This is a genomic window from Microbacterium oxydans, assembly GCF_000956525.1.
Classification (GTDB): domain Bacteria; phylum Actinomycetota; class Actinomycetes; order Actinomycetales; family Microbacteriaceae; genus Microbacterium; species Microbacterium oxydans_A.
Genome location: NZ_JYIW01000026.1, coordinates 369746 through 385362, shown reverse-complemented (window position 1 = coordinate 385362; position 15617 = coordinate 369746). Strand labels below are relative to the sequence as shown.

The following is a 15617-nucleotide window of genomic DNA, read 5'->3' as shown; positions in this document are numbered from 1 at the left end:
CCTGACTCTAGCCTGTTGCCGTGACCGCACACCCCGAAGCCGGGTCGCTCTTCGACAGCGCCATTGCTGAACTGCGTGAGACCGCCTTCCGCGGCGACATCGTCGTGCACGAGATCGCGACCCCTCAGGGGCTCGCGCCGTTCGCGCTGGCGCTGGCCGCCGACGTGCGCCCTGACGACCACGGTGAGTCGGTGTACGGCACTGGACGCTTCGTGCTGCTGCACGACCCGGACGCGCCAGGGGCGTGGGGCGGAGCCTGGCGGATCATCATCTTCGCGCAGGCACCGCTGGAGACCGAGATCGGTACCGACCCGCTGCTGGCTGATGTGACGTGGTCCTGGCTGGTCGACGCGCTCGACTCGCGAGAGGCCGTGTACCACTCCCCGTCCGGTACCTCCACCAAGACCCTGTCGAAGGGTTTCGGCGGGCTCGCCGTCGAAGGGGACGGAGCACAGATAGAATTGCGGGCGTCCTGGACTCCGGATGGCCCGTTCCGACCGCACGTCGAAGCATGGGCCGAGCTGGTCGGAATGCTGGCGGGGCTTCCGCCGGGTTCCGAGGGCATCGCCGTGATCGGCGCGCGAAAGGCTGTACGTGACTGAATACTCCGTGATCTCGGATGCCGAGGAATTCCTCGCCGCCTGCGCGACGCTCGCCGCCGGTACCGGCCCGGTCGCCGTCGACGTGGAGCGGGCCTCGGGTTTCCGCTACTCGCAGCGCGCATATCTCGTGCAGGTGTTCCGCAGAGACGCCGGTGTCTTCCTCTTCGACCCGCCGGCGATCGGCGACTTCGCACCGCTCCAGGACGCGATCGGCTCCGAGGAATGGGTGCTGCACGCCGCGAGCCAGGATCTGCCTTCGCTGCGCGAACTGCAGCTCGAGCCGCCGACGATCTTCGACACCGAGCTCGCATCTCGCCTGCTCGGGCACGAACGCGTCGGTCTCGCCGCCGTGGTCGAGCACACGCTCGGCATCACGCTCAAGAAGGAGCACTCGGCCGCCGACTGGTCGACCCGTCCGTTGCCGGCCTCCTGGCTCGAATACGCCGCACTCGACGTGCTGCACCTCGTCGACGTCCGCGATGCCTTGGTCGAGGAACTCGTCGAACAGGACAAGACCTCCTTCGCCGCTGAGGAGTTCGCCGCCACCCTCTCCCGTGCGCCGCGGCCGCCGCGGGAAGACCCCTGGCGGCGACTCAGCGGCCTGCACCAGGTTCGCGGCGCCCGCAACCTCGCCGTCGCCCGCGAACTGTGGCAGGCGCGAGAGTCCTACGCGCAGGAGCAGGACGTGTCCCCCGGACGTCTGGTCCCCGACCGCTCGCTGATGGCGGCATTGCTCGGCAACCCGCAGAGCAAGCAGGCCCTCGCCGGCATCAAGGAGTTCCAGGGGCGCGCGAGCCGCACCCAGCTGGACCGCTGGTGGCAGGCGTTCGTCGATGGCCGGGCCAGCGAGGAACTCCCTCGCGAGCGGGTGCCGAGCGATGCGCTCCCACCCCCCCGCGCCTGGGCCGATCGCAACCCCGAGGCCGACGCACGGTTGAAGGCCGCGCGGCCGGTCGTCGAGGCGATCGCGGAAGAGCTGTCGATGCCGACCGAGAACCTGCTGACGCCGGAGTTCCTGCGCCGCGTCGCCTGGGATCTCGCGCTCGAGACGCCGGAGGCCATCGGCGATGCGCTGACCGCGCTCGGAGCGCGCCCCTGGCAGATTGCACAGACTGCACAGAAGATCGCGGACGCGTTTGTAGATGCTGGTCAAGTGCCCGACGAGGCCCCGACCCCCGCTTCGTAGGTTCGATCCAACCGATTCCTCCCTGTTTTCGGCCCTCCATAGACTGAGGGCACCGCACAAACTTGGAGGCAGAGTGGCCGAGATCTCGGACGTCTTCTTCGTCGATGGAGTGCGCACCCCCTTCGGGCGCGCCGGCGAAAAAGGCATGTACTGGAACACCCGCGCAGATGACCTCGCCGTGAAGGCGACCATCGGCCTGATGGAGCGAAACGCCGCCGTCCCGGCGGACCGCATCGATGACGTCGCCATCGCCGCGACCTCGCAGACCGGAGACCAGGGCCTCACGCTCGGCCGTTCGGTCGCCATCCTCGCCGGCCTCCCGCAGACCGTCCCCGGTCTTGCCGTGGAACGCATGTGCGCCGGTGCCATGACCAGCGTCACCACCATGGGCGCGTCGATCGGCGTCGGCATGTACGACCTCGCCCTCGCCGGTGGCGTCGAGCACATGGGCCATCACCCGATCGGCGCGAACGCCGATCCCAACCCGCGCTTCGTCTCGGAGAAGATGGTCGATCCGGGCGCACTCAACATGGGCGTCACTGCTGAGCGCATCTTCGACCGCTTCCCGCACCTGACCAAAGAGCGTTCCGACCGCTTCGGCATGCTGAGCCAGCACAAGGTGCAGGCCGCGTACGAGGCCGGCAAGATCCAGCCAGACCTCGTGTCGGTCGCGATCAAGGGCGCCGACGGCGCCTGGGGTCTCGCTTCGGAAGACGAGGGACGACGCCCGCAGACGACGATGGAAGACCTCGCAGCGCTGAAGACCCCCTTCCGCCCGCACGGAAGGGTCACCGCTGGCACGTCGTCGCCGCTCACGGACGGCGCCACCATGTCGCTGCTCGCCGGCGGCGGCGCGGTCAAGGAGCTCGGACTCGCACCCAAGATGCGGATGGTCTCGTTCGCGTTCGCCGGTGTGCAGCCGGAGATCATGGGCATCGGCCCGATCCCGTCGACCGAGAAGGCACTGAAGAAGGCCGGACTCACGATCGCCGACATCGGACTCTTCGAGCTGAACGAAGCGTTCGCGATCCAGGTCATCTCACTGCTCGACCACTTCGGCATCGCCGACGACGACCCCCGGGTGAACCAATGGGGCGGAGCGATCGCGCTCGGCCACCCGCTCGCTGCATCCGGCGTGCGTCTGATGATCCAGCTCGCGGCGCAGTTCGCCGAGCGACCTGACGTCCGCTACGGCCTCACCGCCATGTGCGTCGGTCTCGGCCAGGGCGGTTCGGTCATCTGGGAGAACCCGCACTACAACGGAAAGAAGAAGAAGTAGTGAGCTACGACGACATCGACTTCTCCCCGATCCAGGCGCTCACCGAGGGCGAGGTGATCACGCAGTCGCCAGTCCGCGACATCCGTCTGGCATCAGGCAAGGTACTCGCGCTGGTCACCCTCGACAACGGTCGCGATCACACGCGTCCGAACACACTGGGCCCCGCGACGCTCACGAAGCTCGGCGAGACGCTCGCCGGCCTCAAGGCCCGCGCGGCGGCCGGTGAGATCCAGGCCATCGGCATCACCGGCAAGCAGTACATCCTGGCAGCCGGCGCCGATCTGTCCGACATCAGCAAGGTCGGATCGCGCGACAACGCGCGACTGATCGCGCAGCTCGGCCACAAGGTGCTCGGCTCGATCTCGGAGATCGGCGTGCCGTCGTTCGCATTCGTGAACGGGCTCGCGCTCGGCGGCGGTCTCGAGATCGCACTGAACTCGAGCTATCGCACGGTCGATGCGTCGGCTGCGGCGATCGCGCTGCCCGAGGTCTTCCTCGGGATCATCCCCGGCTGGGGCGGCGCATACCTGCTGCCGAACCTGATCGGCATCGAGAACGCACTCGAGGTCGTCATCTCGAACCCGCTGAAGCAGAATCGGATGCTCAAGCCGCAGCAGGCCTTCGACCTCGGCATCGTCGATGCGATCTTCCCCGCCGCGAACTACCTCGAGAACTCGCTCGCCTGGGCGGACGCGGTGCTCGGCGGCAAGAAGGTCGAGCGGAAGAACGAGCCCGGCAAGATCGAGCGCCTCACGAAGTGGCCGATCGCGATCAAGATGGCTCGCGGGATGCTGGAGTCGAAGATCGGTACCGTGCCGAAGTCGCCGTATGCGGCGCTCGAGCTGCTCGACAAGGCGAAGAGCGGCACGAAGGCCGAGGGGTTCGCCCGAGAGGACGAGGCACTCGCCGACCTCGTCACAGGTGACCAGTTCGCGGCATCCATGTACGCGTTCGATCTGGTCCAGAAGCGCGCGAAGCGACCGGTCGGCGCTCCGGACAAGGAGCTGGCGAAGAAGGTCACGAAGGTCGGCATCATCGGTGCGGGCCTCATGGCGAGCCAGTTCGCTCTGCTGTTCGTGCGCAAGCTGCAGGTGCCGGTGCTCATCACCGACCTGGACCAGGCGCGCGTCGACAAGGGCGTGGCATACATCCGCGAAGAGATCGGCAAGCTCGAGGCGAAGGGTCGGCTCGACTCCGACACCGCGAACAAGCTGCGCGCACTCGTCACCGGCACCACCGACAAGAGCCTGTATGCGGACTGCGACTTCGTGATCGAGGCCGTCTTCGAAGAGGTCGGCGTCAAGCAGCAGGTGTTCGGCGAGATCGAACAGATCATCGCCGAAGACGCGATCCTCGCGACGAACACCTCGTCGCTCTCGGTCGAGGAGATCGGCTCGAAGCTCGCCCACCCGGAGCGCCTGGTCGGGTTCCACTTCTTCAACCCGGTCGCGGTGATGCCGTTGATCGAGATCGTGAAGACGCCGACCACGTCCGATGCCGCGCTGTCGACCGCGTTCGTGGTCGCGAAGAATCTGGGGAAGAACGCCGTGCTCACCGCCGACGCTCCTGGATTCGTCGTGAACCGACTCCTCGCGAAGGTCATGGGCGAGGCTGCTCGCGCAGTCTACGAAGGCACGCCGATCGCCGATGTCGAGAAGGCATTCGGCCCGCTCGGTCTGCCGATGGGGCCGTTCCAGCTGATCGACCTGGTCGGCTGGAAGGTCGCGGCGCACGTGCAGGACACGATGGTGCAGGCGTTCCCCGACCGCTTCTACGCGAACGAGAACTTCCACGCTCTCGCAGCGCTGGACTCGGTCGTCGAGAAGGACAAGGGCGGCCGCGTCACCGGCTGGACGAAACAGGCAGAGAAGCTGCTGAAGCCCGCCGTCGGCTCGGCGCCGGCATCCGCCTCGACGATCCTCGGTCGAGTGCAGGACGGACTCGCGCAGGAGATCAAGCTCATGCTCGATGAGGGTGTCGTGCCCGAGGTCGAGGACGTCGACCTGTGCCTGATCCTCGGCGCCGGCTGGCCGTTCATCGACGGCGGCGCATCGCCGTACCTCGACCGCGAAGGCGCGTCCGACCGCGCGTTCGGCGGGTCGTTCCACACTCCGCAGATCCGCGGGATCGAGCACCGCTGATCCGGTTGCTCGAGATGAAGGGGTCGCGCTTCGGCGCGGCCCCTTCGTCGTTCCTGTGCGCGGTGCGCGAGCTCGCACGTCAGCTTCGGCGCGGATCCGACTGCGCTGGTCGCTCGTCCACCCCGTCGGCCTCGGGCCAGTACGAGAGCGCCCGCTCCGCGAGCGCGGTGATCGTGAGCGAGGGGTTCACGCCGGGGTTCGCCGGAACCGCGGAACCGTCGACCACGTGCACGCCGGGGTGTCCCCACACCCGGTGGTACGCGTCGATCACGCCCTCCGCCGGCGATGCCGAGATCACGGCTCCACCGAGGAAGTGCGCCGTGAGCGGCACGCCGAAGACCTCCGGCCAGGACCCGCGCGCCTCCGCGGACACGCCGCCCTCGGCCGCGACCCGCGCCGCGATCGCCCGTGCGGCCCGATGTGCCTGTGGCAGGTGACTCGGGTTCGGCTCGCCGTGCCCCTGCTCGCTCGTCATGACGAGGCGCCCGAACCTGCGACGCAGCGACAGCGTGAGCGAATTGTCGGCGGTCTGCATGACGAGTGCGATGATCCCGCGTTCGCTCCAGCGATGCAGCGACCCGAGCCGGAGCTGTCGCACCGGCGCCCGGAGCACCTGTGCCAGCACACTTCCGAGGCGCCGCCACAGCGGACGTTCCCCCGGCACCACGACCGAGGCCAGCGCTCCCATGAGGTTCGACCCTGGACCGTACCGCACGTTCTCGACATGCGTCCGCTCGTCGATGTGGAACGAGGTCGTGATCGCGACCCCTCGCGCCAGCTGCAGCGACGCAGGCACCCGCGTCGCCACTGCGCCGTCGAGCGCCTCGGAGTTCGTGCGCGTGAGGCGGCCGACGGCGTCGGAGATGCGCGGCAGGCGTCCATCGTGCTTCATGCGATGCAGCAGTTGCTGCGTCCCCCACGTGCCCGCAGCGAGCACGACCTGCCCGGCCGTCACTGTGCGGCGGGCGCGAGCGAACCAGGCTCCGCTGCGCTCGGTCGTAACCGCATAGCCTCCGCCGGGGAGCTCATGGATGTCGACGACCGTGCGCAACGCCTCGATCACAGCGCCCCGACGCTCCGCGAGGGCGAGGTAGTTCTTCATCAGGGTGTTCTTCGCCCCCACGCGGCATCCGACCATGCAGTTGCCGCACAGCGTGCACCCCGTGCGATCAGGGCCATCACCGCCGAAGAAGGGATCAGCGACGCGCTCCCCCGGTTTGCCGAACCAGACCCCGACCGGCGCGTGTCGGAACGTCCCCCCGACGCCGAGATCGGATGCTGCGCCGGCCATGATCCGCTCGACCGGCCCGGTGTGCGGGTAGTGCTCGACGACGCCGAGCATGCGCTTGGCTGTGGCATAGTGCGGGGTGAGCTCGCGCTCCCAGTCCGCGAGACCATGCCACTGCGGATCCTCGAAGAACGCAGTTCCGGGCTGGTACAGCGTGTTCGCGTAGTTGAGCGATCCGCCGCCGACCCCGGCGCCCGCCAGGATCATGACGTGCGGCAGCCGGTGAATGCGTTGCACGCCGAAGCATCCGAGCGCCGGAGCCCAGAGGTAGCGGCGCAGGTTCCAGCTCGTCTTCGCGAAGTCCGCGTCGGCGAAGCGCCGTCCGGCCTCGAAGACCCTGACGCGGTAGCCCTTCTCGGTGAGCCTGAGCGCGGCGACCGAGCCCCCGAACCCGGATCCGATGATCACGACGTCCTCATCGAAGCCCATCTCAGGCCTCACTCGGCACGAGCACGGTGATGGCAGCGGGGCGCAGGCTGATCGTTGCCGTTCCCGCGCCCACCAGCTCGCCGTCGGCGTAGACGACGAGCCCGGGGGCGGAGACCGTCACGCTGCGGGCGCGGCGATGGGCGACCTCGCGACGCTCGAGGTGGCGAGCACGCAGCAGCGAGGGGAACAGCAGGATCAGGCGCAGCCGTCCGATCGGTCGCACGTGCACGACGTCCAGCAGCCCGTCATCTGCTTCGGCTCCGACGCAGACCGGCATGCCGCCACCGTAGCTCGCGGTGTTGCCCACCGCGATCAGCGTGCCCGGCGCATCCCACGGCGACTCCTCGTCGACCGACAGACGAAAGGCCATCGGTCGCAGTCGAGCGAGTTCGATCAGCAACGCGAGGTAGTACCGCAGCACGCCGCGCGGCCAGCGCAGCCGATTGGTCCGATCGCTCACCTTGGCATCGAACCCGAGGGCCGCGACAGTCAGGAAGAGGCGGGTACCGATGTCGCTGCGCACCTCGCCGACGTCGATCGACCGCGGGGTGCCCCGGACCGCGAGCAGCGCAGCCGCGCCCGGATCGTCGCGCGGCAGATCGAGCGCACGGGCGAGGTCGTTGCCCGTGCCGGCGGCGACGAGTGCGACCGGCACCGTGTTGCGGATCAGGAGTTCCAGGATGCCGGAGAGCGTCCCGTCGCCACCCACGACGACGAGCGCCGCCGGCTCCTCGCTGAGAGCCTGCATAGCGAGGCGTGCGGTGTCTTCCGGAGATTCACCCGCGTACGCGCGCACGTCGACCCCCGCGGCGCGCAGCCCCTCGACGGCCGCGGCAGCAGCATGCGCGCCGCGGCCCTTGCCTGCGTGCGGATTCGCCAGCACCGCGATGTGCTCGCCCACGTCAGCGCCTTTCGCCCGAGACCGGAGCCGCCGGGATCACGGCACCCGGGTTCATGATGGCATGTGGGTCGAGTTCTCGCTTGATCGCAGCGAGGATGCGGATACCGGTCTCGCCGATCTCCTCGGCGAGCCACGGTGCGTGATCGCGCCCGACCGCGTGGTGATGGCTGATCGTGCCACCTGCGCCGATGATGGCATCGTTGGTGCGCGCCTTGACCTCCGCCCACAGCTCGAGCGGATCGCCGCGCAGCCCGGCCAACACCGTGAAGTACAGCGAGGCGCCTGTCGGGTACACGTGAGAGACGTGGCACATCACATATGAACGTGCCCCAGCCGAGTCGAATCCCTCTCGCAGCGCGCCGGTGACCGCGGCTCGCAGGTGCGACAGGTTCGACCAGGTCGTGGCGGTCTCGAGGGTCTCGCAGAAGACACCGGCATCGAGCAGCGAGTCGCGGAGGTACGGCCCGTCGAACCTGCCCGCGAGCCAGTCCTCGGATGCGCCTTCGCCAGAGGATGTGCCGCCCGCCTCACGCAGCAGCGCTGAGACACGCTCGCGACGATCGGGCACATCGTCTCCCTCATACACGGTGACGACACTCGCGCCCTTCGCCAACGCCCTGCCGATACGGCCCACCTGCGCCAGGCTCACGGCCGTCTCGGCCTCATCGGACAGGCGGATGACGGTCGCTCCCCCGCCGTGCTGGCTGACCCTCCTGAGCCCTTCGGCGCCAGACGCGAAGTCGGGGAACGACCAGGACTCGAGCACGCGATCACGCGACACCGCATGCACGCGCACCGTGACCTCGGTGATGACGCCGAAGATCCCCTCGGAACCGAGGAACACCCGGATGAGATCGGGGCCGGCCGCCGAACCGGGCGCGCGACCGAGGTCGAGATCTCCGGTCGGGGTGGCGACGCGGATGCCGGTGACCATGGCGTCGAATCGACCGTACCCAGCCGAGTTCTGCCCGGACGAGCGCGCAGCGGCGAACCCGCCGATCGTGGCGTATCGGAAGCTCTGCGGGTAGTGTCCGAGCTCGAGTCCGTGCGCGAGCAGCAGCGCCTCGGCATCGGGTCCTGTGGTGCCGGCTGCGAGCGTGGCCTGTCCGCTCAGCTCGTCGAGGCGGATGAGGCCGGACAGCCGACGCAGATCCAAGCTGACGACCGCGTGATGGGCGCCGCGTTCTGGGTCGAGCGCGCCGACCACGCTGGTGCCCCCGCCGAAGGGGATCACCGCGATACCCCGCGTCGCAGCGACGGCGAGCACGTCGCGCACCTCATCGTGTGTCGCCGGGCGCACCACGGCATCCGGCACCCGCTGCTCCGTCGCCCGCCGTCGCAGGAGGTCGGGGGTCGACCGCCCCCCGGCATGCCGGATCCTGGCCTGTGCCGAGCCGTCGACGTGCTCGGTTCCCACGATCACTGCGAGGGTGGCGATGTCGTCCGCGTCGAGCGCGGTCTCGGCGATCCGTACGTCGACGAGCTCGACCGGGGCGGCAGGCTTGCGGATCCTGCCGAGCAGGAGCGGCAGCAGTGTGCGCACGGCCAGCGGCAGATCCTTCGCCTTCGCAGGGTCGCCCCAACCGTTCCAGCGCATCAGCCGGTCAGCATCGACCGTGCCGTTCTCGTGATCCATGCGTTACAGTGTGACAGATCATGGAAGAACGTCAAGCAATCCTCCTCGCCGCTCCGACCTGGGACGCAACCCAGACGCGTGTGCTCGATGCGGCTGACGACCTGATCCGGCGTCGAGGGATGAGCGGCGTCACGATCGCCGAGCTCGCCCGCCGATCCGAGCTCAGTCGTCCGACGATCTACCGCAGCTGGAACGACGCCGACGATGTGGTCCGCGCAGCGCTCCTCCGTCGCATCACCGTGATCCTCGACGGCTTCCCTGCGCCCGCCGTGACGCGGACCCTGCTCGTCGATGACATCCTCCGCTTCATCGAGCTGTTCCGCACGGATGCCGTGTACGGGGAGCTGCTCGACGCCGAGCCCGAGTCCTTCACCCGATACACCCTGCAGCGCGTCGGCTCCAGCCAACGGATGATCCTGCAGTGGCTCACGGCCGCGATCGGGGCAGCGCAGCGCGACGGCTCGGTGCGACAGGGCGAACCCTCGGAGATCTCGGTGATGCTGCTCCTGATCGCACAGTCCGCAGTGCTGTCGCACGGCACCGTCGCCGATCTCATCGACGAGCAGACATGGGAGCGCGAGCTCCGCGCCGCTCTCGACGGGCACCTTCGACCATGACGAGCGCTTCCACCGACCTCAACGCCGAGCGTCGGCGCCGGGAGCTCCGGCTGGCGGCGGACGACGTCGCAGACGTCCTCGTCGTCGGCGGTGGCATCACCGGCGTGGGCGTCGCCCTCGATGCTGCCGCGCGCGGGCTCAGCGTCACCCTGATCGAGGCGCACGACCTCGCCTTCGGTACGAGCCGATTCAGCTCGAAGCTCGTCCACGGCGGCCTGCGCTATCTGGCAACCGGCGACATCGCCACCGCGCGCGAAAGCGCCCATGAACGCCACCTGCTGATGACCACGATCGCTCCGCATCTCATCCGCCCGCTGGGCCAGCTACTGCCCTTCAGCCCAGGCGTCACGCTGCAGCAGCGGGCAGCGGGCGCACTCGGGATGACCATGGGCGATGCGTTGCGGATGCACGCCAGGACGCCTCGCGCAGTGCTTCCGGCACCCAGGGCGGTTTCCACCCGCACTGCGCTGCGATTGGCGCCGGCACTGAACCCGCACAGGCTGCGCGGCGGCATGCTCTCGTACGACGGCCAGCTGGCAGATGACGCGAAGCTGGTCCTGACCGTCGCCCGAACGGCTGCCGGGCTGGGTGCCCGGATCCTCACCAGAGTGCGAGCTCGCGAGCTCCGCGGTGATGGCGCGAGCGTCGAGGAGGCCCTCACCGGTGAGCGCTTCGAGCTTCGCGCACGCAGCGTGGTGAACGCCACCGGCGTCTGGGCAGGCGGACTCGATGCTTCGATCACGGTGCGTCCCAGCCGCGGTACGCACATCGTGCTCGACGCACGAGACCTCGGGAGCCCCACCGCTGCGCTGACGATCCCGCATGAGGGCTCCATCAGTCGCTACGTGTTCGCGCTTCCGCAGCAGTCGGGCAGGGTGATCGTCGGACTGACCGACGAAGACGTGCCGGGCGCGATCCCCGACGTCGCCGAGCCCTCGGAGTCGGAGATCGCGTTCCTGCTGGCCAGTCTCAACCGCGTGGTCGAGGTGCCGGTGCGGCGCGAACAGGTACGCGGCGCCTTCGCGGGGCTGCGGCCGCTGGTCGACACCGGTTCGGCATCGTCGGCCGACGTGTCTCGTCGCCATCTGGTGACGACAGCGGATGCCGGATTCGTCACGGTGCTCGGCGGCAAGCTGACGACCTATCGCCGAATGGCCGAGGATGCCGTCGACCTGGCGGTCAGGGTGCGTGGGCTGACTGCACCGCCGAGTCGTACGGCGACACTCACCCTCGTTGGCGACGTGTACCCGGCCGACGTCCACGCTGACACCGGGATATCGTCGGCGCAGATCGAGTTCGCCGTTCGGACAGAGGGCGCCATGACCGTCGATGACGTCCTCGATCGACGCACCCGCATCGGACTGGTCGAGTCCGACAGAGAGCGGGCGCGCCAAGGCGTCGAGACGATCGTCGCACAGGCCCTCGCCGCCCTCGAGTGAAGCGACGGGCTGGGGAACCTGCCGCGACGCCGCTGGGGGCATCTTGGCGTGTAGTGTTTTGAACATGTTCGAAACCGAGCCTCCGGCGTCCAAAAGCGAGCGCACCCGAGCCAGGATCAGCGAGGCCGCGATCGAATCCTTCATCGAACGCGGCTACGCCGACACCACCATGCGCCTGATCGCCGAGAGGGCAGGCGTCTCATCCGGAAACGCCTACTACTACTTCCCGTCGAAGAACCATCTCGTCCAGGATCTGTATGTGCGCGTGCAGCGCGAACACGCAGAGGCAGCTCGTGCACCGCTGGCCGCACAACGCGGCCTCGTCGATCGCCTCAGGGTGGTCTTCGAGACAGGGCTCGACACCCTCGGTCCGTATCAGCGCAGCGCCCCCGGGTTCCTCAGCGCCATGATCGCCCCGGACTCCCCCATCAACCCGATGTCCGCCGACTCCGACACGGCGCGCGACATGACCGTCGCGCTCTTCCGCGAGGCCGTTGACGGCGCGCAGCATCGGCTGCCCGCCGACATCGCCGCCCTGCTCCCCGACGCCCTGTTCGTCACCTACCTCGCTCTCGTCCTGCGGTGGACCTATGACGGCTCACCAGACCAGGAGAAGACGACGCGCCTGATGGATGCCGGTCTGCGGCTGCTCACGATCGCGCTCCCCTTCGTCCGGGTGCCGGGGGTCCATACGAGCACGCGTGAACTCCTCCGCCTCATCGCCGAGGTGCGGTCGTGAGCGCGACTCCAGACGTGCTGCTGGCCTCGCCCAGCGACGCCGCGCGTCTGCGGATGGACTTCACCAGGCGCGACTTCTGGCGCGGCGCGTGGGCTGCATGGGGCATCTTCATGCTCTCGCTGACCGCTGCCCTCGTCATCGTCGGGCTGGTGCAGGTCGACGGGTCGTACGGTTCCCCGTTCGCGCTCGCTTTTCTCATGCTCTTCTACGGCGTGCCGATCGGCGGCGCGATCTCGCTCATCGCGATGCTCCTCGGCGCTCCGATCGCGTGGGGCATCAGCCGTCTCCTCCTGCGGACCGACTCCGTCGCCAGGCACCTGGCCGCATACGCCGGGTTGGGAGGCGGCGTGGGCGCAGCGGTGATCGCAGTCACGCAGGTACTCAGCCGATCGACGAGCCCTGCCGTGGGCGCACCGCTCGCCCTCGCGATCGTCGCGGTGTGCATCGTCTCGGTCGCTGGCGGCTGGGCGTGGACGTTCGCACGTTCTCGCGCCGAGCGTTCCGCCTGAGCTCCGACTCAGTGCCGTTCGCGCAGCGGCAGGTCGATCGTGCCGGTCTCGCCCGCGTTGCGGGCGATCGGGATGCGGGTACCGAGCACCTGGGACACGACGTCCTGCGCGATCTTCGACGCGGTCAATCCGGCGTCCGCGAGGATCTCGTCGCGTGACGCGTGGTCGATGAACTCGTCGGGAAGACCGAGCTCGTCGACCGCCGTGTCGATGCCCGACTCGCGGAGCACCTGACGGACACGCGTGCCGATACCGCCCACGCGGATGCCGTCCTCCAGGGTGATCACGAGACGGTGGCGTGCCGCGAGTGCCACGACCGAGGGCTGCACCGGGATCGCCCAGCGCGGGTCGATCACGGTGGCGCCGATCCCCTGTGCCCGCAGACGGGAGGCGACATCCATCGCCAGCGTCGCGAACGGACCGATGGCCACGAGCAGCACGTCCTCCGATTCACCGCGCTCGAGCACATCGACGCCGTCGTGCAGCCGTTCGACGGCCGGCAGATCCGCTGCGACCTCGCCCTTCGGGAACCGGATCACAGTGGGCGCGTCGTCGACCAGTACGGCCTCGTCAAGCGCCTCGGCCAGGCGGGCGCCGTCACGGGGTGCGGCGATACGGATGTGCGGAACGATCTGCAGCATCGCGAGGTCCCACATGCCGTGGTGGCTCGGGCCGTCCGGGCCCGTGACACCGGCGCGGTCGAGTACGAAGGTCACGCCCGCACGGTGCAGGGCGACGTCCATCAGCACCTGATCGAAGGCGCGACCCATGAACGTGGCGTAGAGGGCGACGACCGGGTGCAGACCACCGAAAGCGAGGCCGGCAGCCGATGCCACTGCATGCTGCTCGGCGATGCCGACGTCGTACACACGGTCGGGAAAGCGCTCGGCGAACGGAGCGAGCCCCGTCGGGCGCAGCATCGCGGCGGTCATCGCGATCACGTCATCGCGGCGCTCACCGACGCCGACGAGCGCCTCGGAGAAGACATCCGTCCACCCGCGTCCGCCCGTGCCGAGCGTCTCTCCCGTGATGGGGTCGATCTTGCCGACGGCATGGAACTGGTCGGCGTCGTCGTCGCGCGCCGGCTGGTAGCCCCGCCCCTTCTGGGTGATCGCATGCACGATCACCGGGGCGCCGTACGATTTCGCGAGTTCGAGGGTCTCGAGCAGAGCAGGGAGGTCATGCCCGTCGACCGGCCCGAGGTACTTGATGTCGAGGTTGGAGTACAGCGCCTCGTTGTTCGTGAAGCGCGAGAGGAATCCGTGGGTTCCGCCTCGGACGCCCCGGAAGACCGCTCGACCGACGGGACCGAAAGCGCGGAACAGTCGATCGGACTTGTGGTGCAGTTCCTTGTACGCCGCCGCCGTCCGAACGCGGTTCAGGTAGCGCGACATGCCGCCGATCGTCGGGGCGTAGGAGCGTCCGTTGTCGTTGACCACGATCACGAGGTTGCGGTCGTTGTCATCGGAGATGTTGTTGAGCGCCTCCCACGTCATGCCGCCGGTCAGCGATCCGTCGCCGAGCACGGCGACCACGTGCCGGTCGGCGCGTCCCGTCGCAGTGAGGGCACGGGAGACGCCATCAGCCCAGCTCAACGAGCTGGAGGCATGCGACGACTCGACGACGTCGTGCGCGCTCTCGCTGCGCTGCGGGTAGCCGGCGAGGCCGCCGCGGAGTCGCAGCTTGGAGAAGTCCTGACGGCCGGTCAGCAGCTTGTGCACGTACGACTGGTGACCGGTGTCGAAGATGAAGGGGTCGTCCGGCGAGGAGAAGACGCGGTGCAGAGCGATCGTGAGCTCGACGACGCCGAGGTTGGGGCCGAGATGACCGCCGGTGCGGGAGACGTTCTCGACCAGGAAGTCGCGGATCTCGGCCGCGAGTTCGACAAGCAGATCCTCGGACAGCGCGTCCAGATCTCGGGGTCCTGAGATGCTCGGAAGAATCGGCATCTGCACCTCCTACATGCTCCGTCAGAGGCGCCCGCAGAGCCGCGAGCGTCCCGTCGATCCTATCGCGCTCCCCCGGGGATCAGCCTGGAGACGCACCCCCTGGCACGACGAAGGGGACCCGGCCTAAGATGCCGGATCCTCTCGACAGCTCGGACTGGAACATCGTCCTGGCCGCTGCCAGAGTGTGACCATGCACCTCCGCACGCTCGCACTCACGGTCGCCGCCGCTGCGCTCGCCACCTCGCTCGCCGCCTGCACGGTCGCGCCCGCTGACGGACCGGCTGACTCGCCGATCACGGCATCACCTGCTCCAGCCGATGCCGATCCGATCATCGAGCAACCGTCCGCCGCGCCAGGCATCTGCACGAATCCAGCCTGGATCCGCATCACCAGGATGAATGCGGACATCAGTGGAGAGATCGAGGATCAAGGTTCACGCGACCTCGCCGCCGGCACCGTGGGCGTCGACGACGACGGCACCATCGCGTCGTACACCGTCGCCGCCGGTGATGTGCCGGCGGTGATCGGCGAGCGGCTCTGCATCCAGAACGGGTTGGACATCCCGACGCTCAACCACGTGCGGACGATTCACCCCGGCCAAGTGCTGCGCCTCGACCCAGACCCCGCCGTCGCCTGGGTGCCGTACCACAACCCGGCAGACGCACCCGGTGGATTCCAGCAGATTCCGTACCAGCAGGCCGTCGAGGCGATGGGCGCCGCGGCCGACGCAAGCGACATCGGCACGATGCGTGCGAGCTGGGCCGACAGTCTTGCCGGCATGTTCACCATCCAGGCCGACAGCGACGTGATCTCTCACGCGCTCGACGCTGGCGACATCGACGTCCTCCGTCAGATGTTCTCGTAACACCCGAGCGCGAACAGCGAAGCGCCCCGCCAGGCCG

At 68.7% G+C, this 15617-nt stretch carries 13 protein-coding genes; 9 read left to right on the top strand and 4 right to left on the bottom strand.

Going from position 1 to position 15617, the window contains the following annotated elements:
* Positions 1–20: 20 nt before the first annotated feature.
* From RS83_RS14440 to RS83_RS14425, 4 genes are all read left to right on the top strand, one after another.
* On the top strand, positions 21–602 hold the full coding sequence (locus tag RS83_RS14440; protein ID WP_045280203.1) for a DUF3000 family protein: 582 nt from the start codon (positions 21–23) through the stop codon (positions 600–602).
* Complete coding sequence (locus tag RS83_RS14435) at positions 595–1788, top strand: ribonuclease D (RefSeq protein WP_045280202.1); 1194 nt, start codon at positions 595–597, stop codon at positions 1786–1788. Before RS83_RS14440 ends, RS83_RS14435 begins: the two co-directional genes overlap by 8 nt.
* A gap of 73 nt (positions 1789–1861) precedes the next feature.
* Complete coding sequence (locus tag RS83_RS14430; RefSeq protein WP_045280201.1) at positions 1862–3067, top strand: thiolase family protein; 1206 nt, start codon at positions 1862–1864, stop codon at positions 3065–3067.
* Positions 3067–5208: a 3-hydroxyacyl-CoA dehydrogenase NAD-binding domain-containing protein gene (locus RS83_RS14425; protein WP_231587791.1), complete on the top strand. Its 2142-nt coding sequence runs from the start codon at positions 3067–3069 to the stop codon at positions 5206–5208. The genes RS83_RS14430 and RS83_RS14425 overlap by 1 nt, the downstream gene beginning before the upstream one ends.
* Positions 5209–5287: 79 nt before the next feature.
* Here the strand turns inward: RS83_RS14425 and RS83_RS14420 are convergent, their stop codons facing one another.
* From RS83_RS14420 to RS83_RS14410, 3 genes are read right to left on the bottom strand one after another with little or no spacing between them, the layout of a single operon-like run.
* Positions 5288–6925: a GMC oxidoreductase gene (locus RS83_RS14420; protein WP_045280200.1), complete on the bottom strand. Its 1638-nt coding sequence runs from the start codon at positions 6923–6925 to the stop codon at positions 5288–5290.
* 1 nt (position 6926) lies between these two features.
* Complete coding sequence (locus RS83_RS14415) at positions 6927–7826, bottom strand: YegS/Rv2252/BmrU family lipid kinase (RefSeq protein ID WP_045280199.1); 900 nt, start codon at positions 7824–7826, stop codon at positions 6927–6929.
* Between the two features lies 1 nt (position 7827).
* A complete protein-coding gene (locus RS83_RS14410; protein ID WP_231587790.1) occupies positions 7828–9462 on the bottom strand; it encodes an FAD-binding oxidoreductase in 1635 nt (544 codons plus the stop codon).
* A 20-nt stretch (positions 9463–9482) separates the two neighbouring features.
* Here RS83_RS14410 and RS83_RS14405 point away from each other — a divergent pair, with 20 nt between their 5' ends.
* The 4 genes from RS83_RS14405 to RS83_RS14390 all read left to right on the top strand — a co-directional run bounded on the left by RS83_RS14405 (position 9483) and on the right by RS83_RS14390 (position 12766).
* On the top strand, positions 9483–10079 hold the full coding sequence (locus tag RS83_RS14405; RefSeq protein WP_045280198.1) for a TetR/AcrR family transcriptional regulator: 597 nt from the start codon (positions 9483–9485) through the stop codon (positions 10077–10079).
* A complete protein-coding gene (locus RS83_RS14400) occupies positions 10076–11518 on the top strand; it encodes a glycerol-3-phosphate dehydrogenase/oxidase (protein WP_082071678.1) in 1443 nt (480 codons plus the stop codon). Before RS83_RS14405 ends, RS83_RS14400 begins: the two co-directional genes overlap by 4 nt.
* A 64-nt stretch (positions 11519–11582) precedes the next feature.
* The gene (locus RS83_RS14395) at positions 11583–12257 is read left to right on the top strand and encodes a TetR/AcrR family transcriptional regulator (RefSeq protein ID WP_045280196.1); all 675 of its coding nucleotides are present in this window, start codon (positions 11583–11585) and stop codon (positions 12255–12257) included.
* Entirely contained in the window at positions 12254–12766 is a 513-nt protein-coding gene (locus RS83_RS14390; RefSeq protein ID WP_045280195.1) for a hypothetical protein, read from the top strand. Before RS83_RS14395 ends, RS83_RS14390 begins: the two co-directional genes overlap by 4 nt.
* Positions 12767–12774: 8 nt before the next feature.
* Here RS83_RS14390 and dxs read toward each other — a convergent pair whose 3' ends face one another.
* Positions 12775–14715, bottom strand: a complete 1941-nt coding sequence (gene dxs, locus RS83_RS14385; protein WP_045280194.1) for a 1-deoxy-D-xylulose-5-phosphate synthase — start codon at positions 14713–14715, stop codon at positions 12775–12777.
* A 190-nt stretch (positions 14716–14905) separates the two neighbouring features.
* Here dxs and RS83_RS14380 point away from each other — a divergent pair, with 190 nt between their 5' ends.
* Positions 14906–15580 (top strand): hypothetical protein, encoded by a 675-nt coding sequence (locus tag RS83_RS14380; RefSeq protein ID WP_045280193.1) that lies wholly within the window; start codon positions 14906–14908, stop codon positions 15578–15580.
* Positions 15581–15617 lie beyond the last annotated feature (37 nt).